Origin of the sequence: Streptosporangium heterodermiicola (assembly GCF_051390675.1) — a bacterium.
Taxonomy (GTDB): Bacteria; Actinomycetota; Actinomycetes; order Streptosporangiales; family Streptosporangiaceae; genus Streptosporangium.
In genome coordinates, this window is record NZ_JBPJSR010000002.1 from 233,394 (window position 1) to 259,826 (window position 26,433).

Annotated in this window: 24 protein-coding genes and 3 tRNA genes; 13 read left to right on the forward strand and 14 right to left on the reverse strand. The window is 70.2% G+C overall.

Annotation, left to right across the window (positions count from 1 at the left end):
- Positions 1 to 14 precede the first annotated feature (14 nt).
- The 10 genes from ACSC1Q_RS04880 (at position 15) to ACSC1Q_RS04925 (ending at position 11,246) form a co-directional block, all read left to right on the forward strand.
- Complete coding sequence (locus tag ACSC1Q_RS04880) at positions 15 to 380, forward strand: cupin domain-containing protein (RefSeq protein WP_436757432.1); 366 nt, start codon at positions 15 to 17, stop codon at positions 378 to 380.
- Entirely contained in the window at positions 377 to 1,912 is a 1,536-nt protein-coding gene (locus ACSC1Q_RS04885; protein WP_436757433.1) for a class I tRNA ligase family protein, read from the forward strand. The genes ACSC1Q_RS04880 and ACSC1Q_RS04885 overlap by 4 nt, the downstream gene beginning before the upstream one ends.
- The gene (locus ACSC1Q_RS04890) at positions 1,909 to 3,168 is read left to right on the forward strand and encodes an ATP-grasp domain-containing protein (RefSeq protein WP_436757434.1); all 1,260 of its coding nucleotides are present in this window, start codon (positions 1,909 to 1,911) and stop codon (positions 3,166 to 3,168) included. Before ACSC1Q_RS04885 ends, ACSC1Q_RS04890 begins: the two co-directional genes overlap by 4 nt.
- Complete coding sequence (gene ddaH, locus ACSC1Q_RS04895) at positions 3,165 to 4,013, forward strand: dimethylargininase (RefSeq protein WP_436757435.1); 849 nt, start codon at positions 3,165 to 3,167, stop codon at positions 4,011 to 4,013. Before ACSC1Q_RS04890 ends, ddaH begins: the two co-directional genes overlap by 4 nt.
- Positions 4,010 to 4,381: an avidin-fold protein gene (locus ACSC1Q_RS04900; protein WP_436757436.1), complete on the forward strand. Its 372-nt coding sequence runs from the start codon at positions 4,010 to 4,012 to the stop codon at positions 4,379 to 4,381. The genes ddaH and ACSC1Q_RS04900 overlap by 4 nt, the downstream gene beginning before the upstream one ends.
- A gap of 2 nt (positions 4,382 to 4,383) precedes the next feature.
- Positions 4,384 to 6,189: an ABC transporter substrate-binding protein gene (locus ACSC1Q_RS04905; protein ID WP_436757437.1), complete on the forward strand. Its 1,806-nt coding sequence runs from the start codon at positions 4,384 to 4,386 to the stop codon at positions 6,187 to 6,189.
- 6 nt (positions 6,190 to 6,195) lie between these two features.
- A complete protein-coding gene (locus ACSC1Q_RS04910; RefSeq protein WP_436757438.1) occupies positions 6,196 to 7,593 on the forward strand; it encodes a cation:proton antiporter in 1,398 nt (465 codons plus the stop codon).
- 65 nt (positions 7,594 to 7,658) lie between these two features.
- Positions 7,659 to 8,897 (forward strand): ATP-grasp domain-containing protein, encoded by a 1,239-nt coding sequence (locus tag ACSC1Q_RS04915; protein WP_436757439.1) that lies wholly within the window; start codon positions 7,659 to 7,661, stop codon positions 8,895 to 8,897.
- The gene (locus ACSC1Q_RS04920) at positions 8,894 to 10,186 is read left to right on the forward strand and encodes an MFS transporter (protein ID WP_436757440.1); all 1,293 of its coding nucleotides are present in this window, start codon (positions 8,894 to 8,896) and stop codon (positions 10,184 to 10,186) included. The genes ACSC1Q_RS04915 and ACSC1Q_RS04920 overlap by 4 nt, the downstream gene beginning before the upstream one ends.
- Positions 10,187 to 10,199: 13 nt before the next feature.
- The gene (locus ACSC1Q_RS04925; RefSeq protein ID WP_436757441.1) at positions 10,200 to 11,246 is read left to right on the forward strand and encodes an FAD-dependent oxidoreductase; all 1,047 of its coding nucleotides are present in this window, start codon (positions 10,200 to 10,202) and stop codon (positions 11,244 to 11,246) included.
- Between the two features lie 344 nt (positions 11,247 to 11,590).
- Here the strand turns inward: ACSC1Q_RS04925 and ACSC1Q_RS04930 are convergent, their stop codons facing one another.
- From ACSC1Q_RS04930 to ACSC1Q_RS04940, 3 genes are read right to left on the reverse strand one after another with little or no spacing between them, the layout of a single operon-like run.
- Positions 11,591 to 12,313 (reverse strand): hypothetical protein, encoded by a 723-nt coding sequence (locus ACSC1Q_RS04930; RefSeq protein WP_436757442.1) that lies wholly within the window; start codon positions 12,311 to 12,313, stop codon positions 11,591 to 11,593.
- A gap of 32 nt (positions 12,314 to 12,345) precedes the next feature.
- Positions 12,346 to 13,185, reverse strand: coding sequence for an AfsR/SARP family transcriptional regulator (locus tag ACSC1Q_RS04935; protein ID WP_436757443.1), 840 nt, complete (start codon positions 13,183 to 13,185; stop codon positions 12,346 to 12,348).
- Positions 13,186 to 13,226: 41 nt separating this feature from the next.
- Positions 13,227 to 13,565 (reverse strand): hydroxyisourate hydrolase, encoded by a 339-nt coding sequence (locus ACSC1Q_RS04940; RefSeq protein WP_344748401.1) that lies wholly within the window; start codon positions 13,563 to 13,565, stop codon positions 13,227 to 13,229.
- A 250-nt stretch (positions 13,566 to 13,815) separates the two neighbouring features.
- On the opposite strand from ACSC1Q_RS04940, the gene ACSC1Q_RS04945 reads away from it, so the two are divergent.
- Both ACSC1Q_RS04945 and ACSC1Q_RS04950 read left to right on the forward strand, forming a co-directional pair.
- On the forward strand, positions 13,816 to 13,965 hold the full coding sequence (locus tag ACSC1Q_RS04945) for a hypothetical protein (RefSeq protein WP_436757444.1): 150 nt from the start codon (positions 13,816 to 13,818) through the stop codon (positions 13,963 to 13,965).
- 360 nt (positions 13,966 to 14,325) lie between these two features.
- Positions 14,326 to 17,433 carry an AfsR/SARP family transcriptional regulator gene (locus ACSC1Q_RS04950; RefSeq protein WP_436757445.1) on the forward strand — a complete coding sequence of 1,036 codons (3,108 nt, stop codon included), beginning with the start codon at positions 14,326 to 14,328 and terminating at the stop codon, positions 17,431 to 17,433.
- A gap of 111 nt (positions 17,434 to 17,544) precedes the next feature.
- Here the strand turns inward: ACSC1Q_RS04950 and ACSC1Q_RS04955 are convergent, their stop codons facing one another.
- The 11 genes from ACSC1Q_RS04955 to ACSC1Q_RS05005 form a co-directional block, all read right to left on the reverse strand.
- Positions 17,545 to 19,185, reverse strand: coding sequence for a DUF885 domain-containing protein (locus ACSC1Q_RS04955; RefSeq protein ID WP_436757446.1), 1,641 nt, complete (start codon positions 19,183 to 19,185; stop codon positions 17,545 to 17,547).
- Between the two features lie 222 nt (positions 19,186 to 19,407).
- Positions 19,408 to 20,661, reverse strand: a complete 1,254-nt coding sequence (locus ACSC1Q_RS04960; protein WP_436757447.1) for an alkyl sulfatase dimerization domain-containing protein — start codon at positions 20,659 to 20,661, stop codon at positions 19,408 to 19,410.
- A 319-nt stretch (positions 20,662 to 20,980) separates the two neighbouring features.
- Positions 20,981 to 21,616 (reverse strand): hypothetical protein, encoded by a 636-nt coding sequence (locus tag ACSC1Q_RS04965; protein WP_436757448.1) that lies wholly within the window; start codon positions 21,614 to 21,616, stop codon positions 20,981 to 20,983.
- 178 nt (positions 21,617 to 21,794) lie between these two features.
- On the reverse strand, positions 21,795 to 22,031 hold the full coding sequence (locus tag ACSC1Q_RS04970) for a hypothetical protein (RefSeq protein WP_436757449.1): 237 nt from the start codon (positions 22,029 to 22,031) through the stop codon (positions 21,795 to 21,797).
- 187 nt (positions 22,032 to 22,218) lie between these two features.
- Complete coding sequence (locus ACSC1Q_RS04975; protein WP_436757450.1) at positions 22,219 to 23,073, reverse strand: Scr1 family TA system antitoxin-like transcriptional regulator; 855 nt, start codon at positions 23,071 to 23,073, stop codon at positions 22,219 to 22,221.
- 4 nt (positions 23,074 to 23,077) lie between these two features.
- Positions 23,078 to 23,593, reverse strand: a complete 516-nt coding sequence (locus ACSC1Q_RS04980; RefSeq protein WP_436757451.1) for a DUF6879 family protein — start codon at positions 23,591 to 23,593, stop codon at positions 23,078 to 23,080.
- Positions 23,565 to 23,834, reverse strand: coding sequence for a hypothetical protein (locus ACSC1Q_RS04985; protein ID WP_436757452.1), 270 nt, complete (start codon positions 23,832 to 23,834; stop codon positions 23,565 to 23,567). Before ACSC1Q_RS04985 ends, ACSC1Q_RS04980 begins: the two co-directional genes overlap by 29 nt.
- 196 nt (positions 23,835 to 24,030) lie before the next feature.
- Positions 24,031 to 24,105: transfer RNA gene (locus tag ACSC1Q_RS04990), tRNA-Val, on the reverse strand.
- A 17-nt stretch (positions 24,106 to 24,122) separates the two neighbouring features.
- Positions 24,123 to 24,193: transfer RNA gene (locus ACSC1Q_RS04995), tRNA-Cys, on the reverse strand.
- A gap of 25 nt (positions 24,194 to 24,218) precedes the next feature.
- A tRNA-Gly gene (locus ACSC1Q_RS05000) sits at positions 24,219 to 24,290 on the reverse strand.
- 196 nt (positions 24,291 to 24,486) lie between these two features.
- A complete protein-coding gene (locus ACSC1Q_RS05005) occupies positions 24,487 to 25,149 on the reverse strand; it encodes an ACT domain-containing protein (RefSeq protein WP_436757453.1) in 663 nt (220 codons plus the stop codon).
- Between the two features lie 91 nt (positions 25,150 to 25,240).
- On the opposite strand from ACSC1Q_RS05005, the gene dusB reads away from it, so the two are divergent.
- Positions 25,241 to 26,362, forward strand: a complete 1,122-nt coding sequence (gene dusB / locus ACSC1Q_RS05010) for a tRNA dihydrouridine synthase DusB (RefSeq protein ID WP_436757454.1) — start codon at positions 25,241 to 25,243, stop codon at positions 26,360 to 26,362.
- Positions 26,363 to 26,433: the final 71 nt, after the last annotated feature.

Consider the following 26,433-nt stretch of genomic DNA (forward strand, 5'->3'; position numbering starts at 1 on the left):
CGAGGAGAACCCCCGTGGACCTCCGTTCCTATGACCCCGCCCACCTGCGCCAGGACAACGGCCTGCTCGCCAAGCGGCTGATGCCCTGGGACACGCTGAACGCCCCGTTCGAGGGTGCCTGGTGCGTCATCGCACCCGGCACCGCCTCGACCCGGCACGCCCACCACGAGTACGAGATCTTCATCGCCGTCTCCGGCGAGGCGGTCCTGGAGAGCGAGGGCGAGCGCGCCCCCTTCTCCGCCGGTGACGTCGCCTACTTCCCGCCCGGCACCGACCACCAGGTCGTCAACGACGGCACCGACGTCTTCGAGATGTACGGCATCTGGTGGGACCACGACATGACCCGCGTGTTCGAGAGCCGTCACCAGGAGGAGACATGACGGAGACGATCGTCATCGCCGCGACGCCGACCCCCAACGGAGACCTGCACGTCGGCCACATGGCCGGACCCTACGTCGCCGGCGACGTCTACGCCCGCTACCTGCGGGCCGACGGCCGCCCCGTCAACTACAACACCTGCACCGACGACAGCCAGTCGTACATGATCTCGACCGCCCGCAAGAACGGCACCACGCCCGCCGAGCTGTGCGCCGCGTCCACCGCCGCCATCCAGCGGTCGGTCGAGGCGATGGGCATCTCCCTGGCCCCGATGCCGCCCATCGACGACACCTACCGCAAGACCGTGCTCGACTTCGTCACCGCCCTCCACGAGCAGGGACGCTTCGAGCTGCGGACCGTGCGCATGCCGTACGCGGAGAACGCGGGCACCTACCTGTTCGACGGGCTGGTCAAGGGCGAGTGCCCGGCCTGCCTGACCGAGAGCTGCGGCGGCTCCTGCGAGGGCTGCGGCCACCCCAACCACTTCGACGACCTGGGCTCCCCGCGCTCGGTCCTCGACCCCGCCGACCCGGTGACCTCGCGCGAGGTCACCGTCCTGGTCCTGCCCACCGAGAACTACCGGGAGGAGCTCACCGCCTACTACGCCGCCCGCGAGAACACCTGGAGGGGACACAGCAGGCAGCTCATCCGCGAGATCCTGGCCCGGCCGCTCCCGGAGATCCCGATCACGGTGCCGTCGCCCGGCTGGGGGATCGACGCCCCGTTCGCCGAGACGCCCGGCCAGATCCTCTACCCGTGGGTCGAGGCGATGCCCGCCTCGATCTACAGCACCTGGAAGGCGGCCGGCGAGCCCGAGGGGCCCGTCGACCAGGCCTGGCGCGCCGAGAGCGGCAACGGCCTCGTCTACTTCCACGGATTCGACAACGTCTACTTCTGGGGCATGGTCGACCTGGTCATGCTGCTCGCCCACGGCGACCGCTACATCACCCCCGACGCCAACGTCTGCAACGAGTTCTACGAGCTGGAGAACGAGAAGTTCTCCACCAGCCGGGGCCACCTCATCCGCGGCGCCGACCTCGTCGCCGAGGTGCCGCGCGACCTCGTCCGGTTCTACCTCGCCCTGACCTGCCCGGAGGACCAGCGGGCCAACTTCACCCGGGAGGGGCTCGACAAGGTCACCACCCGCAGGCTGCGCGAGCCGTGGAACGCGCTCGCCGACCGCCTCGACGCCCTCGTCACCGACCCGGGGGAGGAGCTCAAGGTCACCGACGCCGGGCGCCGCCGGGCCGCGGTGGTCGTCGAGAGGTTCCGCCTCTGCTACGACCTCACCTCGTTCAGCCTGACCAGGGCGGCGGACGGCATCGTCACCCAGCTCGGAAGGCTGCTGACCGCCGAGCGCGACGAGCCCGGCGACCTCCTGATGGAGGTGCGCGCCTTCCTCTCCTGCGCCGCCCCCATCCTCATCGACGTCGCGGCCGAGGCCGAGGCGGCCGGTGTCGAGCTCACCCTCGACACCTCCGCCGAGACGATCGACGCCTTCCTGCTACCGCGACTGCCCGGGAGCCCCCGATGAAACTCCTCGCCATGGAAGCCCGCCAGAACGCCACCTACTACCGCTCCCGCTACCAGCAGGTCCAGGACTACGGCGCCGAGCTCTACGTCCTCAACGGCATCGGCACCCCCGACTTCTGGCCCGCCGACCGCTACCGCGTCGTGGGCTCCCAGAACATCGACGACCTCATCACCGAGGCCAAGGAGTGGCACGAGCAGGAGCGTTTCGACGGGATCATCACCTTCTCCGAGTCGGGCGTGACCACGGTCGCGGCCGTCGCCGAGGCGCTCGGGCTGCCGGGCGTGGGCGTCGAGGCGGCCAGGACCAGCCGCAACAAGCTGCTGATGCGCGAGGCGCACCGCAGGTACGACGCGCCGCACCCGGACTTCCGCTTCGTCACCGAGCTGGACGCGGCGCTCGGCGCGGCCGACGACTTCGGCTACCCGGTCATCCTCAAGCCCACGCTGGGCGCCGCGAGCAACTTCGTGTTCAAGATCGACGACGCGGAGGAGATGGCGGAGCTGTTCCCGCAGGCGCTGGCCGGCATCGAGGGGATGTCGTGGTTCGAGATGGAGGCGCACGGCCTCGACCTCGGCCCGCACGGCCTGCTGGTCGAGGCCTTCCTCGACGGGGACGAGTTCCTCATCGAGGCCGTGGCCTGGGACGGCGAGGTCTACCTCGGCTCCATCGTGGACCGCATCACCGTCGAGGGAGGCACCTTCGACGACGACGTGCACCACGGGCCGACCGCGCTCACCACCGAGCAGGTGGCCGCGGTGCACCGCGTGGTCAGGGCCGGCGCGCACTCCCAGGGGCTGCGGCGCAGCGTGCTGCACGCCGAGGTGCGCTTCCACCGGGGTGAGCCGTACCTGCTGGAGATCGCGATCAGGCCGGGCGGCGGCGGGCTGGACCTCATCGCCGGGATCACCGCCGCGCACAACCCGATCCGCGCCGTGATGGACGTGGCGCGCGGCGCGGCGCCGAGGGTGCGGCACTACCGGCCGACCGGCGTCCACATCACCGCGATGTGCCTGATGTGCGACGCGGGCCGGATCACCGCGATCGACGTGCCGGCCGAGGTCTCCGAGTCCGACAAGGTGTTCTTCCTCAAGATCACCGCCAGCCCCGGGGACGTCGTCAGGCGCCCGCCGGAGGGCAACAGCATCCTCGGCTTCCTCGGCACCACCGGCACCTCCCTGGAGGACGCCAGGGCGACGATGCTCGACTACGCCTCCAAGATCAACGTCACCCTCGTCCAGGACGGAGAACTGTCATGACACAGCTGGCCGAGGAGGCGCCGCACCGGACCCTGCGGGTCGCCCGCACCCGCCGCTACCTGATGTGCCCGCCCACCCACTTCGACGTCGTCTACTCCATCAACCCCTGGATGGACCCCGGCAAACCGGTCGACGGCGCGCTGGCCAGGCTCCAGTGGGACGGCCTGCTGCGCGCCTTCCGCGCCCTGGGCCACCAGGTGGAGTTCATCGAGCCGCTGCCCGGCTACCCCGACATGGTCTTCGCCGCCAACGGCGCGACGGTCATCGACGGCAGGGTGCTGTCGGCGAGGTTCCGGTACGAGGAGCGGGCCGCCGAGGGCCCCGCCTACCTGGAGTGGTTCCGGGCCCGCGGCTACCAGACCCGCGAGGCGGTCCACGTCAACGAGGGCGAGGGCGACTACCTGCACGCGGGAAGGTACCTGCTCGCCGGCACCGGATTCCGCACCGACATCCGCTCGCACCGCGAGGCGGAGAAGTTCTTCGGGATCCCGGTGGCGGGGCTGAGGCTGGTCGACCCGCGCTTCTACCACCTCGACACCGCGCTGGCCGTGCTCGACCGCGACCAGATCATGTACTACCCGGGGGCGTTCTCCAGGGAGAGCCAGGGCGTGCTGCGCGTCCTGTACCCCGACGCGATCATCGCCAACGAGGCCGACGCCGAGGTGTTCGGGCTGAACGCCGTCTCCGACGGCCGTCACGTCCTGCTGCCGCCCGCGGCCACCCACCTGATGGGCGAGCTGCGCGAGCGCGGCTACGAGCCCATCGGCGTCGAGCTCTCCGAGCTGCTGAAGTCCGGCGGGAGCGCCAAGTGCTGCACCCTCGAACTCAGGGCGGCCCGCTCATGATCGACTACAACGGGCGCCGCTTCACCACCGGTGGCGTCCCCCCCGAGGAGAAGCACCCGATCGCGCTGTACCGCCAGGAGGGCGACCTGCTGTGGGGCGAGTTCTCCGGCGGCCACGCCCGCCGGGGGACCCTCACCGGGCTCTGCGCCCCCGACGGCTCCCTCGACTTCGCCTACACGATGGTCCTCGACAACGGCTCCGTCGTGTCGGGCCACTGCCGCAGCACCCCCGAACTGCTCCCCGACGGACGCGTCCTGCTGCACGAGACGTGGGAGCGCTACGGCGCCCACGCGAGCAGCGGCGTCTCCCTCCTCGAAGAGATCGACCCCGACACCTTCACGCTTCCGCACCAGAGAACTGAGAGCTGACCATGACGCTGAACACCATTGCCCGCCCGAACGTGGAGAAGCCCGTCAAGGGCGGCACGGTGACCTGGGCCTGCGCTCCCGGATTCCCCCCGTCCATCATCTTCCCCTTCACCCCGCCCGAGCGGTTCGGCACCCGCAACCTGCTTGAGTTCCAGATCCTGATGTACCGGCCCCTCTACTTCTTCGGCACGCACGGCACCCCCGAGGTCGACTACGACCTCAGCATCGGCGAGCCCCCGCAGTGGAGCGAGGACGGCCTCACCGTCACCGTCACCGTCAAGCCCTGGAAGTGGTCCAACGGCGAGACGATCTGCGCGGACAACGTCCTGTTCTGGGTGAACATGATGGCCGTCAAGGGCGAGCGCTACGGCGAGTACGTCCCTGGCTGCTTCCCCGACAACCTCGTCTCCTACGGCAAGCTCGCCGAGGACAAGGTCTACTTCACCTTCGACAAGGTCTACTCCAAGCGCTGGGTGCTGATGAACCAGCTCAGCACCATCACCCCGATGCCCAAGGCCTGGGACCGCACCGCCGAAGGGCCGTCCGACGCCTCGTTCAGCCTGGAGAACGTCGCCGACGTCTACGACTTCCTGATGGGGGAGAACGGCGGCGTCATCGAGGAGGACAACTCCGACCGCGTCCACTGGGCGACGAGCCCGGTGTGGAGCGTGGTGAGCGGCCCGTGGCGGCTGAAGAGCTACACCATGGAGGGCGTCGTCACCTTCGTCCCCAACGAGCACTACTCCGGGCCGAACAAGGCGCACCTGGACGAGTTCCGGCAGATCCCCTTCATGTCCGACGGAGAGGAGTACCAGAAACTGCTGGAGGGGCCGGACGCCCCCGACGGCATCCAGGTCGGCTATCTGCCGCTGAGCTTCAGCACCGAGCCGACCGACGACCCCACCAAGGGCGGCCCCAACCCGCTGGCCGACGACTACACGCTGGTCCCGCAGGCGGCCTTCTGCATCCGCTACATCCCGCTCAACTACAACAACCCGACCGTCGCCGGCAAGATGCTCGCCCAGACCTACATCAGGCAGGCGATGCAGCACGCGCTCGACCAGGACCGGGCGGCCCGCGACATCTACCACGGCTACGCCTACCGGCAGGACGGGCCGGTGCCCCGCTACCCGGTGAGCGACCTCGTCTCGCCCACCCTGCAGGGCGCGCCGATCCTGCCCTTCGACGCCGAGCGGGCCCGCGAGCTGCTGGAGGCGAACGGCTGGGACACCAGCACGTTCCCCGCCGTCTGCGTCAACCCCGGCGAGGGCCCCGGCCAGGCCGGCGCGGGCATCCCCGGCGGCACCAAGCTCAGCTTCTCCCTCAGGTACGCCGAGGGCCGCCCCGCCCTCACCCGCCTGATGGAGCAGTTCCGCGACGACGCCGTCAAGGCCGGTATCGAGCTGCGGCTGCAGGAGGTCTACGGCTCGGTCCTGGTGGCCGAGGACGCCCCCTGCGTCGTCGGGCCCGACAGCCCCTGCCTGTGGGAGCTGAGCACCTGGGGCGGCGGCTGGGTCTACCACTACCCGAGCGGCGAGATCCTCTTCCGCACCGACGCCGGGGGCAACTTCGGCCACTACACCGACCCGAGGGCCGACGAGCTCATCGACCGCACCCTGACCAGCGACGACCCCGCCGCGCTCTACGAGTACCAGGACTACATCGCCGAGCAGGTCCCCGTCATCTTCATCCCGAACTTCTCCCTGAGGTTGTTCGAGGTCTCCAACAAGCTCCGCGGCTTCGAGCCGATCAACCCCTTCGGGATGATCAGCCCGGAGAACTGGTACTACGTCGAGAACGGTGAGTGACCCCCGATGAACACGATCGCCGCGGCCCCCGTCGCCGTCATCCCCGCCCAGAACCTGATGATCCTCCTGCTGCAGCTGGGGGTGCTCCTGGGCCTGGCCACCGTCCTGGGACGTCTCTCCGTCCGCTTCGGGCTGCCGGCCCTGCTCGGTGAGCTCAGCGCGGGCATCCTGATCGGGCCCTCGCTGCTCGCCAACGTCGCGCCGGAGTTCTCCGCCTGGCTGCTGCCCACCGACCCGGCCAGATTCCACATGATCGACGCGGTCGGCCAGGTCGGCGTCCTGCTGCTGGTGGGCCTGACCGGCATGCATCTCGACCTGGGCTTCATCCGCCGCCAGGGGAGGAGCGCCGCCTGGATCAGCGGCGCCGGGCTGGTCGTCCCGCTCGCCCTGGGCATCGGGATCGGGTTCCTCGCCCCCTCCGAGATGATCGCCGCGGGCGTCGACCACACCGTCTTCGCGCTCTTCCTCGGCGTCGCGCTCTGCGTCAGCGCCATCCCCGTCATCGCCAAGGTGCTGATGGAGATGCGCCTGCTGCACCGCGACATCGGCCAGCTCATCCTGAGCAGCGCCGTCATCGACGACGTGGTCGGCTGGTTCCTGCTCTCGGTGGTCTCCGCGCTCGCCACCGCCGGGGCGCGCACCGGGCAGGCCGCGCTCACCGCGATCGCGCTGCTCGTCGGCCTCGTGGCCGTGTCGGTCCTGCTCGGCCGCAGGGTGGTCGCCAGGGTGCTGCGCGCCGCCGACCGGGGCGGGAGCGCCACCACGATCGCCGCGGTGGCGACCATGATCCTGCTCTCGGCCGCCGCCACCCAGTCGATGGGCTTCGAGGCCATCCTCGGCGCCTTCATCTGCGGGGCGCTCGTCGGCTCCTCGCCGGACCTGAAGGTCGCCAGGCTGGCGCCCCTGCAGACGCTCGTCGCCGCGGTGCTCGCGCCGATCTTCTTCGCCACGGCGGGCCTGCGGATGAACCTGACCGAGCTGGCCAAACCGGCCGTGCTCGTCGCCGGGATCGTGGTGCTGACCGTCGCCATCGCGGCCAAGTTCGCCGGGGCCTACCTCGGGGCCCGCATCGCCCGCCGTACCCGCTGGGAGGCCCTCGCGCTCGGTGCCGGCCTCAACTCCCGCGGGGTGATCGAAGTGATCATCGCGATGGTGGGCCTGCGGCTGGGCGTGCTCACCACGGCGTCGTACACGGTCATCGTCCTGGTCGCGGTCGTGACCTCGATGATGGCGCCGCCCCTGCTGCGCTACGCGGCCGCCAGGATCGCCCCCACCGAGGACGAGGTCGTCCGCGAGGAGTTCTTCGACACCCTGCAGGGCACCGAAGGCGCCGACGCCGCCAACGGCGCCAACGGCGCCAACGGCACGGCCAAGCCGCTCGTGACCACCGCCAAGGAGGCGTGACATGACCACCGGCACCCCGCAGGGCCCCGACAGGCAGCTCGTGACCACCGCCAGGGAGGCGTGACATGACCACCGACACCAGGCCGCTGATCCTGGTGGTCGCGACGGGGATGCGGCACTACCGCGAATACCTGTTGCGCTCCATCGCCACCGAGTACCGCATCCACCTCCTGGTGGCCACCGAGCCCGGCTGGGAGAAGGAGTACGTCACCGGCTGGACCGTCGTCGCCGCCCTGGGCGACGGCCCCGCCCTGGCCGCCGCCGCGCTGGAGCTCGCCGCCCGCGAGCCCGTGCACGGGGTGCTGTGCTGGGACGAGGCCACGATCCTGGCCGCCTCGCACGTCTCGGAGGCCCTCGGCCTGCCGGGCGGCGACACCGAGATGGTGCGCCGCTGCCGCGACAAGCACCTCACCCGCGTCGCGCTCGACGCGCACGGCGTCCCCCAGCCCAGGTCGCTCGCCGTCTCCACGCTCGACGAGGCCCTGAGCGCCGCCGGGACGGTCGGCTACCCGGCCATCCTCAAGCCGCGCGGCCTCGGCGGCAGCCTGGGCGTCATCAAGGTCGAGGACCCCGGGGAGCTGGTCGAGCAGTTCGCCTTCGTCCACGACCTGACCGTCCCCGGCGGGGCGACGTTCGAGGTCCCCGTCCTGGTCGAGGAGTTCGCCGACGGCCCCGAGGTCAGCGTCGACGCCGTCGTCCAGGGCGGCGTGGTGACCCCGCTCTTCCTCGGCAGGAAGGTCCTCGGCTACGAGCCCTACTGCGAGGAGGTCGGCCACTTCGTCGACGCCCAGGACGAGCTCCTGCAGGACCCCGAGTTCTGCCGCGTCCTGCAGGACACGCACACCGCGCTCGGGTTCACCGACGGCTTCACCCACACCGAGGTCAAGCTCTCCTCCCGGGGGCTGCGCGTCATCGAGGTGAACGCGCGCCTGGGCGGGGACATGATCCCCTACCTCGGGATGATCACCACCGGGATCGACCCCGGCCTCGCCGCCGCCGCGGTCGCCTGCGGCCGTACCCCCGACATCGCCCCCGAACGCAAGCTCGTCGGCGGCGTGCGCTTCTTCTACGTCGCCGAGGACGACACCACGATCGAGTCGATCGCGTTCGACGAGGACGGCCTGCCCCCGGAGATCGACCGGGTCGTCCCGGTGGTCGCCGCGGGCGCGACCGTCTCACCACCGCCCAAGGGCACCCTGTGGGGGCGTATCGCCTACGCCACCGCGCTATCCCCGACCGTCGACGAGTGCCGGGCCGCGCTGGACGCGGCCGAGGCGAACCTGAAGGTGAAGGCAGCCACATGACCGCCGTTATCGAGAACGAGAGCAACCTGTCCTCGACACCCCCGGACAAGCCGGACGACGGGGTGTTCGCCACCCTGAGAGAGTCCCCGCGCGCGGTCAAGGCGCTGCTCTTCGGAGGCTTCATCAGCAGGCTGGCCGCGTTCATCCAGATCTATCTGGTGCTGTTCCTGACCGACCGGGGCTTCTCCGCCACCCAGGCGGGACTCGCGCTGGGTGTGTACGGGGCCGGCGCGGTGGTGGGCTCGCTGGCCGGAGGCTCGCTCTCCGACCGGCTCGGCGCCCGGGCGGTCACCCTGATCAGCATGGGCGGCTCGGCCCTCCTGATCGTGTCCATCCTCTACGCCCCGTCCTACGCCATGATCCTGGCCGCCGTCTTCATGGTCAGCACGGTCGGCCAGTTCTACCGGCCGGCGGCCCAGACGATGCTCACCGAGCTGACACCGAGACACCGGGTCGTGATGATCACGGCGATGTACCGGCTCGGCCTGAACCTCGGCATGACCGCCGCCCCGCTGATCGGCGCCGCGCTGCTCGCCGTCTCCTACAACGCGCTCTTCTGGGGCGAGGCCGCCGCGGCACTGATCTTCGGCGGGATCGTGATGTTCGCGCTGCCCAAGCGGGGCCCGCGCGTCAAGGCCACGCCGGTGGAGAAGGAGGCGGCGTCGTCGTCGGAAGGCCGCACCGGCTACCTCGCGGTGCTCGCCGACTGGCGCTACAGCGTCTACCTGGTCGCGATGCTGCTCACCTCCATCGTCTACTGCCAGTACACGGCCACGCTCCCGCTGGACATCTCCGCCGCCGGCATCAGCCTGTGGTGGTACGGCGCGGCCGTCTCGCTGAACGGCCTCATCGTCATCACCTGCGAGCTGGCGATGACGAAGGTCGTGCAGAAGTGGCCGATCCGGCTCACCGCGCTGCTCGGCCTGGGCCTCGTCTCGGTCGGCTACGCCATCTACGCGATCTCCCCGCTGCCGATCTGGTTCATGCTCGGCACCCTGGTCTGGACGCTCTCGGAGATCATCGGCGGGCCCACCACGTTCGCCTACCCCGCCCTGGCGGGTCCCGAGCGGCTCCGCGGGCGCTACATCGGCGCCATGCAGAGCGTCTTCGGGCTCGGCACCGCGATCGGGCCGGTCATCGGGACCCTGGTGTGGTTCCAGGTGGGGCGCTCGGTGTGGCTGTGGGCGGCCCTGGTCTCCGCTATCGCGACCGTGGCGGGCCTGATCGGCATGCGGGACCCGAACAAGACCGACGAGTCGCGGACCACCGCGACCGCCTCGGCGACATGAACGGAGGAGTGCCATGATCAGAATCGCTGTCGTGGGCGGAGGGATCGCCGGGGCCATGCTGGCCTGGCGGCTGTGCGAGGTCGTCAGGGGGAGCGCCGTCCACCTGTACACCGGGGAGCCGCACAGGAGGGCCGACGCCAGCGCCGCCTCCGGAGGCCTGACCAGGGCCTTCGAGCCCGACGCCGCACTGTGCCTGGAGGCCGCCGACAGCCTCGCCGAGCTCCACTCGAACCGGGAGCTGCGCGAGTGGGCCTCCTACCGGGAGACCGGCTCGGTGTACCTGCTGCCCGGCCTCGGGCCGGGCACCGAGGGCCTGGTCGAGCTGGTACGCAGCCGCCTGCCGGGCTCGATCTCCCTGGTCAGCGGTGCGGAGCTCAGCACCAGGGGAACGTTCCGCGAGCTGCCGGAGGGGAGCGTGGCCGTCGTCGAGAAGCGCGCCGGATACCTCTCCCCGAACGCCTTCCGCGACCGGCTCCTCGTCGAGCTCGCCAGGTCGGGCGCCTTCGTCACCGACGGGCAGGTGGACGGCATCACCGCCGAGGCCGAGGTCCGGCCGACCGAGGGCAGCCCGGCCAGGTTCGACGCCGTCGTGGTGGCCGCCGGGGCGTGGACCCAGGGCCTTCTCGCCCGTACGGGCCTGACGGACGCGGGGCTGCGCACCAAGGTGATCCAGTACGTGCTCGGTCCCTCGGCGGGGAAGAATCCGGACGCGTTCGTCGACGAGACGTCCGGGCTGTACGGCAGGTCCTACGCCGAAGGACGGGTCCTGCTCGGGCTGCCCACCGACAGATGGGACATCACCCCTGGACCCACGCCGACCGACCCCGTTCTCACCAGCAGGATCCTCGACGTCGCCGAGGCCAGAATCGGATACCGGCCACCGGGAGGGAAGGTCAAGGCCGTCACCGCGGTCGAGTGCTACCACCCCACGGGCGGGCTGTCGCTGCGGCCCCTGGCCAAGGGCGTCTACACCTTCACCGGGGGGAGCGGCGGCGCGGGCAAGACCGTCCTCGCCGCGAGCCGCACGGCCGCGCGAAGCCTGGTCAGGTCACTGCGGTGAGCGCCGGGTCACCGGGGTCACCGGGGTCGCTGCCGGGAACGCCGGGAATGCTGGGAACGCCGGAGACGGCGGAGACGCCGCCCGTCCGGGTCGTGTCCCGGAAATCGTGAGAAGTCGAGTCTCGGAGACCGTGAAAACGGAGCCTGAGAGAACGGAGCCTGAGAGAACGGAGCCTGAGAGAACGGAGCCCGGCCGGGTCCCGCCCCGAAAGAGGGGCGGCCCCGGCCGGGCTCATGCCGTTGACGAGCGGCGGAACGCGCTCGGTCCCGATCAGGTCCACCTGCCTGCCCGATCGGCCAGGCCCCGCGTGGCAGCCGGGCGCGACCGACGCCGCACGCGGCCGGTCAGGTCGCGGTGAACGCCAGATAGCAGTAGTCGTCCAGCATCTTCGCCAGCGGGCGCCCGGGGCGGCCCAGCTCCACCGCGAGCTCCCGTTCGCCGACACCCGCCTCCGCGAGCAGGCGCCGCGCCCACTCCCGGCCCAGCCGCAGGTGCGCGCGGTAGGCGTCCGCCGTACGGGACCCGTGCAGGGCGTCGGCGATGGCCGCGTCCCAGGGCATCAGCGCCTCCGGGCGCAGGGCGTGCAGCATCTTGGTCGCGGCGGTCGGCCCCAGGGAGCGGGGCCTGGCCCCGGGAGCCGCCCGCATCGCCGACAGGTCGGCGTAGCACGCGCCCAGCACGTCGATCTCCGCGTCGCCCAGCGTCGCGAGCGTGGCATCCTGGCCGGGAAGGTGCCCCCTCCAGCGGTCCCACCAGGCCGCGGTCTCCGTGCCGAACACGTCGGGCTCGCCGTCGCGCGGATAGCGCAGCCGGCACCCCCACGCGTTCAGCCAGGCCAGCAGCGCCCGGCGATGGGCCGCGAGCGCGGGGTCGACCCGCGGCCCGGTCGCCAGCAGCAGCCGCTCCCACGACCTGTCGGCCGCACCGTAGCGGGCGAACTCGCCGACCGCCGCGCGCAGGCGTTCCAGGTCGGGCCCCCGGCCGGGCGCCGCCTCCGGCGTACCGTCCGGATCGCGCGGGCGTTCCAGGCCGGATCCCCGGTCGAGGGCCGTCACGGACGCTGTCACGGACACCGTCACGGATGCCGTCACGGACGCCGTCACGGGCGCGGCCCGGTCAGGGGCGGCCGGCTCCGGCCTCGCATGAGCGAGGCCAGCAGCCGCTCGGTGCGCTCGCTCGGCTCCACGTCGAGATCGGTGCGCAACCGGTGGCGGCACACCTCGTACCAGCTCAGGACGCGGCCGAGCTCGCCGAGCTCGCCGTGCATCATCATCAGGGTCTGGTACGTGGTCTCGTGGTGGGGGTCGACGTCGAGGGCCCTGCGGCACCAGTGCATCGCGGCCGGCCAGTCCTCGCGCTCCAGCGCCTCGGTGCGCAGCGCGGTCAGGGCGCGCAGGGCGGTCCCGCGCATCCACTGTCGCTGCTCGTTGATCCAGTCGCCGCTCTCGCCGGAGAGGAAGTCCCCGACGTACAGGTCGGCGGTCCGCTGGAACCAGGCGATGGCGGTGTCGTGCTCCTTGGCCACCCAGGCGTTCCTGCCCCGGTCGAAGGCGCGCTGGAACTCCTCGATGTCCACCCACGCGCTGTTCGTCCGCAGCACGTACCCGTGGTCCTGGTGGAGCAGGGTGAAACCGTCCCTGTCCTCGAACTCGTTGAGCACCCGCCGCACGCCGTGCACCGCGACCTTGAGCGAGCTGGAGCGGTGGTCCTCCCGCTCCGGCCACAGCACCTCGCGCAACCGGTCCCCGTGGACGAACCGCTCACGGTTGACCAGCAGATACTGGAACAGGGCCCTCGACTTGCCGGCACGCCAGTGCGAGACGGCCTGCCCGTCGACCTCCAGGCGGAAGTTGCTCAGGCATCGGGCGATGACCGAGGGCGTGCCCTCGTCCTGCCCGGCGTTGTGGGGACCGGCTTTCACCAATTCTTGAACGGGCATGTTCGCTTCCCTTGGGAGGACTGACTCCGCCGCTCGCGGGCTCACCCGCGAACGCCGAAGCACGTCGAGTACGAGTGTGGCGCCAGCACGACCTGGACGTGGTACGGCATGCGCTCGTCGTGCATTCTGAACATGACCGTGATCTCCGGGTAGGAGGTGGTCATGCCGAGCCCGGCGAAATAGTGGTCGGTGGCGAGGACGAGACGATAGAGCCCGCGCTCCATGAATTCGTCCGTCCATTCCTTAACATTTCCATCGATGTCGGTCTCGCCCTCGGAGACCGGCTCCCAGCCGGTGCCCGAGGCGCGCTCCAGGCGAGCTCGGACACCGGCCGCGGACCGGCCGTATACGCCGTCAAGTGCCTGCGTGGCGATGCTCATGTGAGGTTACCCATCTGCTGGTCGGGGCGGCGTGACCCTTATCACGCGGCCTCGGTCCCATCAGGTTCCACGGGTGGGCTATCCGTCCGCTATCCATCGGCTACCCGAGCCTATTTTTTCGTGCCGGATGGCTCGGATGCCGGATCAGAAGGGATCGGATAAGGGGCGGATAGGGGCGCTATTTACGTTTTGAAGCAGACAGGCGGACAGCAGTGAACGGCCTGCGAGACACGAAGAAGAGGTACAGGAAATGCGGGAATTCGCGAGCTTCAACACCCTCCGGATCATCGTCTCCGCCATCGCGGTCCTCGGATGCCTCGGTCTCACCGCCGTCCTCCCCTCGGTCGCCGACGGAGCCACGAAGACCACCGTGCTCGCCAGCAACACTCCCTGGGGCTGAACTGCACCACCCGCCCGGAGAGGTCGCCGGCGGCGGGGGTTCGCCGAAGCGGTCGGAGCCGTCCAAGGCCCGGCCGCTTCTTCGCGTCTCAAACCCGCCCGTTAGTCGCAAATCGGACCAGACCTTTACAAACCCCCCTGGTTCTCCAACCGGCCACGTTGTATGATCCCGGGCAGACCGCGTTTCATGCATATAAAATTGCCCGTCGTGATCGCTGGGTTATATGTCCGGAGATCACGGAGGGTGGGGTTGAGTCGATTGTTGCCTGGATTTAAGGCAGTGGTTAGATCCCTGATGTCTCTCTTACACCAACTGTGCGGTGAATTTCCGGGACAGGCCGCGATTCTGTAAGGAGAGTCGGTGGAGTATCGGATCCTCGGCCCCCTGGAGGTCGTCGCCGACGGCCGGCGCCTGGATCTGGGCGCGCCTCGCCAGCAGGTCGTTCTCTCCTGCCTCCTGCTGGAGGCCAACCGGATGGTCACCATCGGGCGGCTGACAGACGCGATCTACGGTGAGGATCTCCCCAGCACCTCGCGCGCGCAGGTGCAGATCTGCATCTCCTCGCTGCGGCGGCTGTTCGCCGCCAACGGCGGGCCCGACGTCATCGCGACCCACTCCCAGGGATACACGCTGCGGGTCGCCGAGGGGGAGCTCGACTCCCAGACCTTCGAGGGCCTGCTGAACCAGGCCCGCCAGGCCCGCGAGGGCCACCGCCCGGAGGACGCCGTCAGGCACTATCGGGAGGCGCTCGCCCTCTGGCGGGGCCCCGCCCTCGACGGCCAGGAGAGCCGGCTCGTCCAGGGGGCGGTCGGCAGGCTGAGCGAGCGCCGGATCACCGCGAACGAGGACTGCGTCGAGCTCGAACTGGAACTGGGCAGGCACCACGAGCTGGTGGGCGAGCTCAGCGAGCTCGTCGAGGAACACCCGCTCAGGGAACGGCTGCGCGGCCAGCTGATGCTCGCGCTCTATCGCTCGGGACGCCAGGCCGAGGCGCTGACGGTCTATCGCCGCGCCCGCCAGACGATGATCGACGAGCTGGGCATCGAACCCAACGAGAGCCTCCAGCAGCTTGAGTACGCCATCCTCACCTCCGACGAGAGCCTCGACGCGCCGGGGCGGCAGCAACAGCAGCAGCAACACCAGCAACACCAGCAGCAGTCCCAGCGCCACGGGGAGACGCAGGAGGCGCCCGCCGCCCGCCGGACGATTCCCCGCCTGCTGCCCACCGACATCGCCGACTTCACCGGCCGGATCAAGCTGGTCGAGGCCATCCGCCGCCAGCTCACGTTCGCCGCGGAGGACCGCCAGCGGCTCGCCGTCCCCGTCATCGCCGTCGTCGGCAAGCCGGGCATCGGCAAGTCCACGATCGCGGTGCACGTCTCGCACAGCGTCGCCGGACGCTACGAGGACGGCCAGCTCTTCGCCGACCTGCACGGAGGGGAGTCCCACCCGGTCGGCTCCGGGCAGGTGCTCGAACGGTTCCTGCGCGCGCTGGGCGTGCCGGGCAACGCGATACCCGACGGGGTGGACGAGCGGGCGGAGATGTACCGGGGGCTGCTCTCCGGGCGCAAGATGCTGATCGTCCTGGACGACGCCAGGAGCGAGAGCCAGGTGCTGCCGTTATTGCCCGGCAATCCCGAGGCCGCGGTGATCATCACCAGCCGCAGCAGGCTCGCGGGCCTGCCGGGCGCGGCCCATCTCGACGTCGGCCTCTTCGACTCCAGGCAGTCGGTGGACCTGCTCTCCCGCATCGCCGGCGTCGAGCGGGTGCAGGCCGAGCGGGAGTCGGCGGCCGAGCTGGCGGACCTCTGCGGCCATCTGCCGCTGGCGCTGCGCATCGCGGGCGCCAGGCTCGCCGCCCGCCCGCACTGGACGATCGACCAGCTCGTGGGACGGCTGGAGGACGAGACCCGCAGGCTCGACGAGCTCAAACACGGCGACCTGGGCATCAGGGCGAGCATCTCCCTGACGTACGAGAGCGTCAGCGAGGACGCGCGCCGCCTGTTCCGGCGCCTCGCCATCCTGGAGTCACGGCACTTCTCCGGCTGGGTCGCCGCCGCGCTGCTCGACTGCCATCCCTCCGACGCGCAGGACCTGCTCGACGACCTGGCCGACAGCCAGCTGGTCGAGACGACCGACGCCGGGTACGGCGTGCACAGCCAGTACCGCTTCCACGACCTGATCCACGTGTTCGCCCGCGAGCGGCTCGCCGGCGAGGAGGCGATCGCCGACCGCAACGCCGCGCTGGAGAGGGTGCTCGGCGGCCTGCTCTTCCTGACCGGTGAGGCGCACCGCCGCGAGTACGGCGGCGACTACGTGCAGATCCACAGCGACGCGCCGCGCTGGCCGCTGCCCGCGCGGCTGGTCGAGAAGCTGGTCATGGCACCCCTTCCCTGGTACGAGCGCGAGCGGCTCACGCTGGTCTCGGGCATCCGCCAGGCCGCGCAGGCCGGGTTCGTCGAGCTGTGCTGGGACCTCGCGATCAGCGCGGTCACCCTGTTCGAGTCGAGGATCTACTTCGACGACTGGCGGGAGACCCACCAGGTCGCCCTGGCCGCCGCCCGGCAGGCGGGGGACCGCAGGGGGCAGGCGGCGATGCTCTACTCGATCGGCTCGCTGTACATCGCCGAGCAGCGCTTCGGCGACGCGCGGCGCGACTTCGAGTCGGCGGCCGAGCTGTTCGAGGAGGCCGGGGACGACCTGGGGGTGGCCCTCGTCATCCGCAACATCGCCTTCCTGGACCGGGTGAGCGGCCGGCTCGACGACGCGGTGGAACGTTATGATCGCGCGCTGGGCATCTTCCGAGGCACCGGCGACCAGGTCGCCTCCGCGTACGTGCTCCACAGCATGGCCCAGATCAGGCTTGACTGCGACGAGCTCGACGAGGCCAAGCGCCTGCTGGGCGAGGCACTCGAACTCAGCAGGATCGGCGGCAGCCGCCGGGTGGAGGCGCAGGTCCTGCACCGGCTGGGCGAGACCTACCTCAGGTCTGAGGAGTACACGTCGGCGGCCGAGGTCTTCGAGCAGACGCTCACGACCGTGCGCAACATCGGCGACCCGACCGGCGAGGCGTACGCCCTGCACGGCCTGGGCATCACGCGGCTGCGCCAGGGCGACCTCCAGGGGGCCGAGCGCACGCTCCAGAACGCCCTGGAGGTGGCGACCACCGCGGGGGAGCGGCTCGCCGAGGCCAGGGTTGTGCTCGGGCTCGGCGAGCTGGCCCTCGCCGTCGACCAGACCGAACAGGCGATCGGCCGCTTCCACCAGGCCCTCGGCCTGTTCCACAAGATCGACGCGCCGCTCCACCAGGTGCGCGTCCTGGTCATGCTCAGCGCGGCGTACGTCGCCGTCGGCGAGGCGGAGGCGGCGCTGAGCGTCTCGGAGGAGGCCCTCGAACTCGCCGCCGCGATGCCCCCCGCGATCGCCGCCCGGATACGCGCCCAGCTGGAGGACTTTCCCGTCGCCTGATCCGGGACGACCACGAGGGCGGACAGGGAGGGACACGGTGGTCCGGGCGGTGAACCGCGCGGGGAGATCCGGGGGCCGGACCTCCCCGCGCGGCGGGCCGATCGCCGACGCTCAGCAGATGCGGCGCAGGGCCTCCGCGAGACTGGACAGGCCGACCGGACCCAGCTCCAGGGCGGCGGTGTGCCAGGCGCGCAGGTCGAAGGCGTCGCCCAGGCGCAGTCTGGCCTCCTCCCGGGCCTGCACCCACGCCCGCTCGCCCAGCTTGTAGGAGATGGCCTGGGAGGGCCAGCCGAAGTAGCGCACCACCTCGGCCTCGACCCGGTGCGGCTCGCAGCGGCCCTGCTCGCGCAGCACCTCGCAGGCCTTCTCGAAGGTCCACTTCGAGCCGTCGGGCAGCGGCAGGTCGAGGTGGACGCCCAGGTCGATGACCACCCGGGCGGCACGCAGCGCCGACCAGTTGAGCATGCCCAGCCGGGTGCCCGGGTCGGTGAACCAGCCCAGCTCGTCCGCGAGCCGCTCGGCGTACAGGCCCCACCCCTCGCCGTGGCCGTCCACCCAGGAGACCTTGGAGAACCTGGACAGGGTGTCCCCGGCCATGCGCATCGCGCCGAACTGCAGGTGGTGGCCGGGCACGCCCTCGTGGAAGATCGTGGTCAGCTCGCTCCAGGTGGCGAAGCGGGTCCGCCCCCCGACCGGCCACAGGGTGCGGCCCGGCCGCGACAGGTCCTCGCTGGGCGCGTTGTAGGAGGCCGCGCCGGACGTGGAGCTCACGTCGACCTCGGCCACGATGCGCCGCAGCGGCCCGGGGATGTCGAAGTGCGTGCCGTTCAGCTCCTCGACCGCCCGGTCGTGGCGCTCCTGCAGCCACGCCTGGTACTCCTCCAGTGAGTCGACCGCCTGGGTCTCGTTGAGGATCGCGGTCGCCTCCTCGACGGTCGCGCCCGGCTTGATCCGCTCGACCTCGGCGGCCGTCTCGGCCCCGATGCGCTCCAGCTCCGCCCAGCCCCACTCGTACGCCTCGCGCAGGTCGATGTCGGCGCCCAGGCTGATCCTGGCGACGACGGCGTAGCGCTCGGGGCCCACCGCGTCGATCTCGCTCGCCCGGGGCGCGTACTCCTCGCGCAGGTAGCGCCCCGCGAAGGCGTAGGCGTCGTGGGCCGCCGCGGCCGCCTTGAGCAGTTCCTCCTTGACCGGGCCCTCGCCGTAGGTGGCGACGAAGGCGTCGTGCGCCGGGGGAGTCCCACCGGCACCGGCGAACTGGTCGGCCTGGTCCGCCATGGCCAGTGCCTGCCTGCGGGCGCCCCGCAGGCCCATCTCCAGGCCGACCTCCAGGCTCTCCCGCCACCCGGCGAGCATCTCCGGGATCGCCGCCAGGCGGGCGGCGACGTCACGCCACTCGTCGTCGGTGCCGTGGGGGAGGAGGACGACGCTGGAACGCACCCGGTAGGGCAGCCCGTACGGCGCCGCCACCCAGCGGAGCGGTTCGCCGGTGTCGTGCCAGGCGAGCTCGGCCTCCAGCCGCTCCCGCAGGTGGGTGGCCGCCCTGACGTCCGGCTCACCGGTCGGGACCAGCTCGTCGAGACGCTTCAGGGTCGAACGGATCAGCTCGGCCCGGGCGGCGCTCCCGGCCGGGCTGTGGTCGGTGGCGGCCACGAAGTCGGACACGATGCCCTCGGCACCTGCCGCGATCGGGTCGAGTGCCGCCCAGCGGGTGACGTACTCATCGCAAAGCGCAAAGATCGGAGTGCTCATGTCCGGAACGTAGGATCGCCGGGCATCCGCCCCCTATCCCTTCGCTATCCGACCCCTCTGACGTCCGCAAACCCGGCGCCGAGAGCCACGCCCCACCGGAGCACAGAGCCCAGACGAGGCACGCCCGCCCCCGGGAAAACCGACCCGCACCGGAGCCGGAGAGCGGACGCCGCGAGGGCGCGTGCGCCCCCGGGAGCACTCATCCGCACCGGAACCCGGAGGTCAGGCCGGGGGGTCTCCCGCGGCCCTGCGGGACTCCTCGGCCGCCCAGGTGAACACGCCCCTCGCCATCAGCGACGCCTCCGACTCCGCCCTGGCGGCGAACACCTCGGCCCGCGTCCTGTGCAGCGCCGCGTCGTCCGGCGCGGCCCGTACGGCCATCTCGGCCAGGTGCCCCGCAAGCCGCTGGTCTCCCGAGGCCAGCGCCTCCAGCGCGGCCTCACCCAGCCGCCCCGCGCCCCCTGCCAGCTTCGCCACCGCCGCGGCCAGCGCCGCCTCGGGCGCGGGCTTGAGATTGGCCGGGTTGCCGTCGTACCAGCCGCCGTACAGCCGCCAGATGTTGCGCACCACGAACTCCGGCTCGTCGTAGTGCGGGCGCAGATAGGGCCGCTCCGCCAGCCGCGCGGGAGGCTGTACGGCACGCGCGATGTCGTCCAGCCTCGCGCCCTCGTTGAGCATCCCCAGGGTGCGCTCGACCATGAACTCCAGCCACTCGGCCGTCTCGGTCAGCGCCTGCTCGACCCGGTCGGCGCCGAAGATGGGGGCGCCGTGGCCGGGCAGCATGATCTCCGGTCGCAGCTCGACCATCCTGCGCAGCGCGATCGCCCACTCGCGCGGATAGCGCTGCGCCTTCTGCGGGTTGCCGCAGTTGGGGGTCACCCAGATGAACAGGTCCCCCGGCAGCAGGATGCGGTGCGAGGGCACCCAGCCGACGCTCGCGTCGTCGGTCTCGCCCTTGGCGTGGAAGAGGTCGACGTGGCCGAGTGACATCACGTCGCGGTAGGCCACGTCGGGGTGGCGGTACTCGGTGGGCCAGGTCAGGCCGGGAGCCTGGAACTGCCGCTGGTTGATCACGGCGTTGTAGCCGTTGGTCAGCACGTAGCGCTCGAAGCGGACGGAGACCGCCTCGTGCCCCACCACCGTCGGCCGGGGCCGCCGCGCCGTGTCGGCCTCCGCGTCGAACGGGCCGACGCCCGAGACGTGGTCGATGTGCCCGTGGGAATAGATCGCGGCCGTCACCGGATCGTCGGTCCAGGCCCGCAGGTCGGTGTGCAGCCGGTCCGCGTCGAAGGGGTTGCCCGTGTCGAACAGGGTCACCTCCCCGCCGTGCCGCAGCGCGATCACGTTGCCGAAGCCGCCGCGGAAGCCCACCCCGTCGGCGATCTCCACGAAGCCCTGCCCGGCGGGACCCGTGTGCACGATGCTGTCGGGGACCTCGCCCCGCCACACGCTGTCGGCGTACTCGGTGATGTTCATGGGAGGCCAGCCCTTCCTCGACGTCGTCCACCGCACTCCGGCCGCTGCCCGCGACCGGATGCCACGCCCTCAGCCGTCCGGGATCGATACGGTTCCTGGAGAACAAGCCCATTCCAGCCGAGCGACACCGCATATGTCACCATTCGCAGCTGATCCAACCCGAGGCGAGCGCATCCCGCGGGCGATCCCGGAAATGGTGAGGAACATCCTCGCCGGGAACAGAAGCGACCTTGTGTTCCCGGAGGTCAGGGATGCGGGTCACGGGTGTGCGTCCGCGCGGGGGAAGACACCTGACCCTCCAGGAAGCAGAGGGGAGAACTCAGGTCACGTTCAGGGGCCGCATGTCCTGGACACGGACGATCAGCTGGGTGGCCAGCGCCCTGGGAATCGACACCTCGTCCCTCAGACTGACCTCAACGCTGCGCTCCCCGGTGGGGATGGCTCTCCGGCCCGGACCGGGGGTGAATATGTCGGCCAGTACGGCGGCGGGCTCGGCGTGGGCGACGGTGCAGACGGTCGAGGAGATTCCGAGCTGGGGGCAGGTGGCCAGCGCGTCGGGGATACAGGCCCGGCAGGTCGGCGGAGCGCTGGTGAGACCGCCGGTAGGGTCCCCGGGGATCTCGCGGAACGCGGTATCGGTCATGATCCAGGGGATGCGTCCCGTGTCAGGGTCGGTTGCGGTCTTCCCACAGACCTGGCACCGCAACCTCTCCATGCACCGCCACTGGCGCAGGGTGTTGAGCTTGCGCCACTGCGGCGCCCCTCGGCGGGTGGTCAGCACGCGGACGCGCAACACCCCGCGCACCTCGTCGCCCCGGCGCGGAATGTCGTAGGCGAGCCGCAGTCCACCGAGCGGGCGCCGGACGAACCGCAGGGGTTGAGGCACGACCTCGTCGGCGTGGGCGATCACGTAGGGGACCCGAAGCGGTGCCGGTGTCGGCGCGGCGCCGGTCATTCCGTCCCCCTGTCCGGTGCGAACGACCACGCCACCCGCACGGCCGGGCACCCCGGCTCAAGGTTTTGGAACGTCATGGCGTTCACGTCGGCCGGTACGCTCGCGGAGCCGCCCTCGCGGAGTGTTCCACGAGAGCCGTCCGGATTCTCCGTGACCTTGGACTCCGGTGTCTCCCACCTCATGCCGTCTCCTTCGGGAGTGAGGCGAGGATCAGGTCCACCACCGCGTGCGGCTGGTCGGCGTTCACCATCTGGGTCGTGACCCCCGCCGAGGGCAGCGAGACCACGAAGCAACCGGACCGCGACCCCACGGTCACGCTCGCCACCTCCCAGCCGTCGCGACTGTGCGCGATCAGCTCGAAGCGGTCTTCGCGCGGAAATGGGAGCGGCCGGTGACTGCGAAGGTGGAGCTCCACGTAGTGAATGATCGACGTTCGAACACCGTGCGCACTGACCAGCCGCGCGAGGTCCCTCAACATCTCGGGCGGTTCCTGCTCGGCGGAGCTCGTCGTCTCGTCGCCCTCGTGCCCCCCGACACGGGCCTCTGTCGATGTCTGTCCGGATGCCATAACCCAGACGGTAGGAGTCCGTCCAGAGCCGGAGCTAGGAAGTTTCCCGAGATTGCAGGTGCCTTCGAGCCGCCTCGATCTCAGCTCGGGCGGCGTCGCCGTAGACGGCCTGTTCACGCAGCAGATTGAAGATTCTCAAAAAGGTGGAAATCTCGATTGGCCTGCTCGTCTCGTACGTCCCGGTCCACTGGTCGCTGCGCACGGTGTGCTCATCGAAGATGTAGAAGTTTTCCCCCGCCCAGACCCGGTTACGGGTCGTCCCCAACGGGATGATGCCTAGGGACACGTGATTCATCCGCGTTGCCGCGATAAGGAAATCGAACTGTTCGTCCATCGTGGCCTGGTCCCCGAGGGTCACATACAGCGCTGAAGCCTCGACTGCGAAAGCGAACTGACCTGGCCCTGAGGTCAGGATTTGGAGGCGGCCTAGTCGGGCTTTGACCGCTTCGTCTACGTTGTCCGGAAGCTTATGGAACTGCGTTACCGCCTCCACCACGGCACGGACGTACATCGGCTTCTGCAGGAAACCGGGGATGTTGAGCGACGTGTAAACGCGCATGAGCTTCGTTCGCTCATACAACGGCTTGTTCTTCGCTGAAAGGTTCTTGAGCCCTTGGCGTAGCTGTTGCCGGTGCTCCTGCCACATCTCGTCGATCTGCCGATGGGCGGCAATCAACTCGGGTATCTGGTTCTCTGCGGAGCACGCCCGACACCATGTCCTGATGTCGTCTTCCGTGGGGTTCTGCCGAGCGTGCTCGATACGGGAGATCTTGGACGGTCGCATGCCTGTCATCGCTGAGAGCTGGCGACCACTCAGCCTCGCGTCAAGCCGTAGGTCCCGCAGCCGGATACCGAACGCCTTCTTGGCTTCTGCTTGTTGCTCGGACACTCGACTATGACAGCGGGTACTCGTGGTGCGGGATCGACAGATCCCAGAGCCTCGCGAAGGTGTCCAAGCAGAACCGTACGACCTCTGGGTCTCGGGAAAGCAGGATGTCCGTTCGCATGTCGTTGCCGTCGAAGAGGCCGAACGTCACGATCTCGGAGTCGAACAACCAGAAGTCGTTACCGGGCAGAGCTACGGCGGACACGAGTCGCCGAGGCACCCAACGCAGGTCTTCCCCGGCCTTGACCTTGAGGTCGTTCATCTCGTGACACCAGCGCTGATACTCCGAGAGCGGTTCGGAGACGACGCACAGACGCCGGTACGCCTTGCCTCTGGTAACTCCGTCTCGGACCTGATCGCACCATGGCCGCATGTCAGCCTTGACGCCTTCACGATCCCCTGAGCGCCAGCGGTCGAACCACGGCTTGTCGCCCTCGTAGTTGTCCCGCATCTCCAGATGCAGGGCCTCACGGTTGAAGCCGGCGATCAGCGCGCTACGGTCCTTCGGGGAGATCGACTCCATACCGCTCCCTTACGTACATGCGCGCGAATCTGTTGGCGAGCGCGTCGGGAATCTCTAGATAAGTCTCGTGGTCGGCGAGGGCCGTCAGCTTTGGGGCCACCTCAGACCCCATGCTGTCGCCCTGCACCACCCATGACTCCCGGTTCGTCCGATAGAACGTCGCGCAGTCGTTCTGGAAGTTCGAGTTGGGGTCCTTGCAGTAGAAGGTAACCGTTAGATCATCGCCGTGAAGTTTCCCCATGTTGCGCGCTCCCGACCCGTTGGATGGCCACTATCCGAACCCACGACAGTCTCAGCAGTCAAGCGGTTCACGGAAACTACGGTCAGCACAACATCGGTACCGACGCTGACAACACCGGGAGAAAGCAGAAGGCCGCCAAGCTCCATGATCTGGAATCTTGGCGGCCGTTCTGGTCGAGCTACCCGTATACGGGCGATGGTGGACGATACAGGGATTGAACCTGTGACCCCTTCCGTGTCAGGGAAGTGCTCTCCCGCTGAGCTAATCGTCCGCATGGGGAAAGACCAGAGGTGGAGACGGGATTTGAACCCGTGTAGACGGCTTTGCAGGCCGTTGCCTCGCCTCTCGGCCACTCCACCGGAGTGAGAGCCCGAAGACCCTTCGAGCGGAAGACGGGATTCGAACCCGCGACCCTCACCTTGGCAAGGTGATGCTCTACCACTGAGCCACTTCCGCGTGTTTCCTCCGGGTTTCGTACCCGGTGGCGACGAGAGAACTCTAGCGGGTTTTCCCGGTGGTTGCGTAACCGCGCGTTCAGCCTCCGGCCCCGTGGGCGTCGCGTGATCCCGCCCGGGGCCCTTGTGCGGCGGGTCCGGCCAGGTGATCGTTCAGCCGTCCAAGAGTCACAAGAGTCCAGGTGTCCATGAGGTGCTCAGCCGTCCTGCTCGGGCGGGCGGCGCAGCTGGCGGGCGACGACGCGCTCCACGGCGGGCAGGGTGAGGAAGATCTCCAGGATGCGGGTGAGGCGGTGCACCTCGATGCGATGGAAGGCGGGGCCGTCGGCGCGGGCCAGCAGGAAGGTCAGGGCGAGCGGGGGCAGCGGGGCGGCGATCACGTGCAGGCCGGAGGCGAGGGTGAAGGCCGCCGGGCGGACCGGCGTCTCGTCGGGGAAGGGCACCTGCTCGGGGGCGCGCCAGCTGGAGTGGACGAGCGTGCGGGGGCTCTTCTCGGTCGCCGCCGCCGCCCAGTCGGCGCTGAAAAGCACGGGCATGGAGTCGAGCAGGGTGGCGAGGGCGCGGTCGCCCGCGGTGGTGATGTATTTGAGGATCTCCAGCTCCGGGTAGGTCCCCGGCGCCTCGCGTGTGCTCCAGATGCCCTCGATCGTCACCCCCGGGACGCTCTCCAGCCCCTCGGCCAGGCTCTCCCTGGGCGCGGAGTCGGGCCAGTAGACGGTGATGTCGTCCAGCGCCCGGCCCTCGCCGCGGTCGAGGACGACCACCTGGGTGATGTCCGCGCCCGCGACGCCGAGGACCCGGGTCACCTTCCCCAGGGAGCCCGGCTGGTCGGGCAGTGCGATCCGCAGTCGCAACAGCATCCGCGGCCTCCCGTGTCACATTGATCTACGCCAGAGACACCATACCCAGCGATGATTCGTCCTGCTCGTCGCAGTGCGGTAGAAAAGCCAGGTGGAGTCGTTGAAGCTGGGATCGCTGGAGGTATGGCCGCCGGTCGTCCTCGCCCCGATGGCCGGGATCACCAACGCGCCGTTCCGTACTCTCTGCCGGGAGCAGGGCGGCGGGTTGTTCGTCTGCGAGATGATCACAACGCGGGCGCTGGTGGAGCGCAATCCCAAGACCTTCAAGATGATCCGGTTCGAGCCCGAGGAGAATCCGCGCAGCGTCCAGCTGTACGGGATCGACCCGGTGACCGTCGGCAGGGCCGTCCGCATGATCGCCGAGGAGGACCTGGCCGACCACGTCGACCTCAACTTCGGCTGCCCGGTGCCCAAGGTGACCCGCAAGGGTGGCGGCTCCGCGCTGCCGTACAAGCGGAACCTGTTCCGGGCGATCCTGCGCGAGGCCGTGCGCAACGCGGGGACGCTGCCGGTGACCGTGAAGATGCGCAAGGGCATCGACGACGACCACCTGACCTACCTGGACGCCGGGCGGATCGCCGTCGAGGAGGGCGTCTCCGCGGTCGCGCTGCACGGCCGCACCGCGATCCAGCACTACGGCGGCACCGCCGACTGGGAGGCGATCGCGCGGCTCAAGGAGAGCGTGACGGAGATCCCGGTGCTGGGTAACGGCGACATCTGGAGCGCCGCCGACGCGCGCCGCATGATGGACGAGACCGGGTGCGACGGGGTCGTCGTGGGCCGGGGCTGCCTGGGGCGCCCGTGGCTGTTCGCGGACCTGGCGGCCATGTGCGAGGGCGGCGACGAGCGGAGCCGCCCCCTGCTGGGCGAGGTCGCCGCGACCATGGACCGGCACGCCACCCTGATGGCCGAGTGCTTCGAGAGCGAGCGGCACGCCGTGGTCGACTTCCGCAAGCACGTCGGCTGGTATCTCAAGGGCTTCACCGTCGGCGCCGAGCTCCGCCGCCGCCTGGCCACCTCGGAGAGCCTGGCCGGTCTGCGGGAGGGCCTCGCCGAGCTCGACCCCGCCCAGCCGTGGCCCGACGGAGTCGACACCCCCCGGGGCAAGACCAACCCGCGCGACCGCGTCCACCTGCCCGCCGGGTGGCTGGACGACCCCTACGATCTCGCGGTCCCCAGCGCGGACGCCGAGAACGACACCTCGGGCGGCTGACGGCCCTGACGGCCCCGAAGGCCCTGACGGTGCCCCGGGCCCTGGGACGGCCCCTTCGCTCCGGTTTCGGT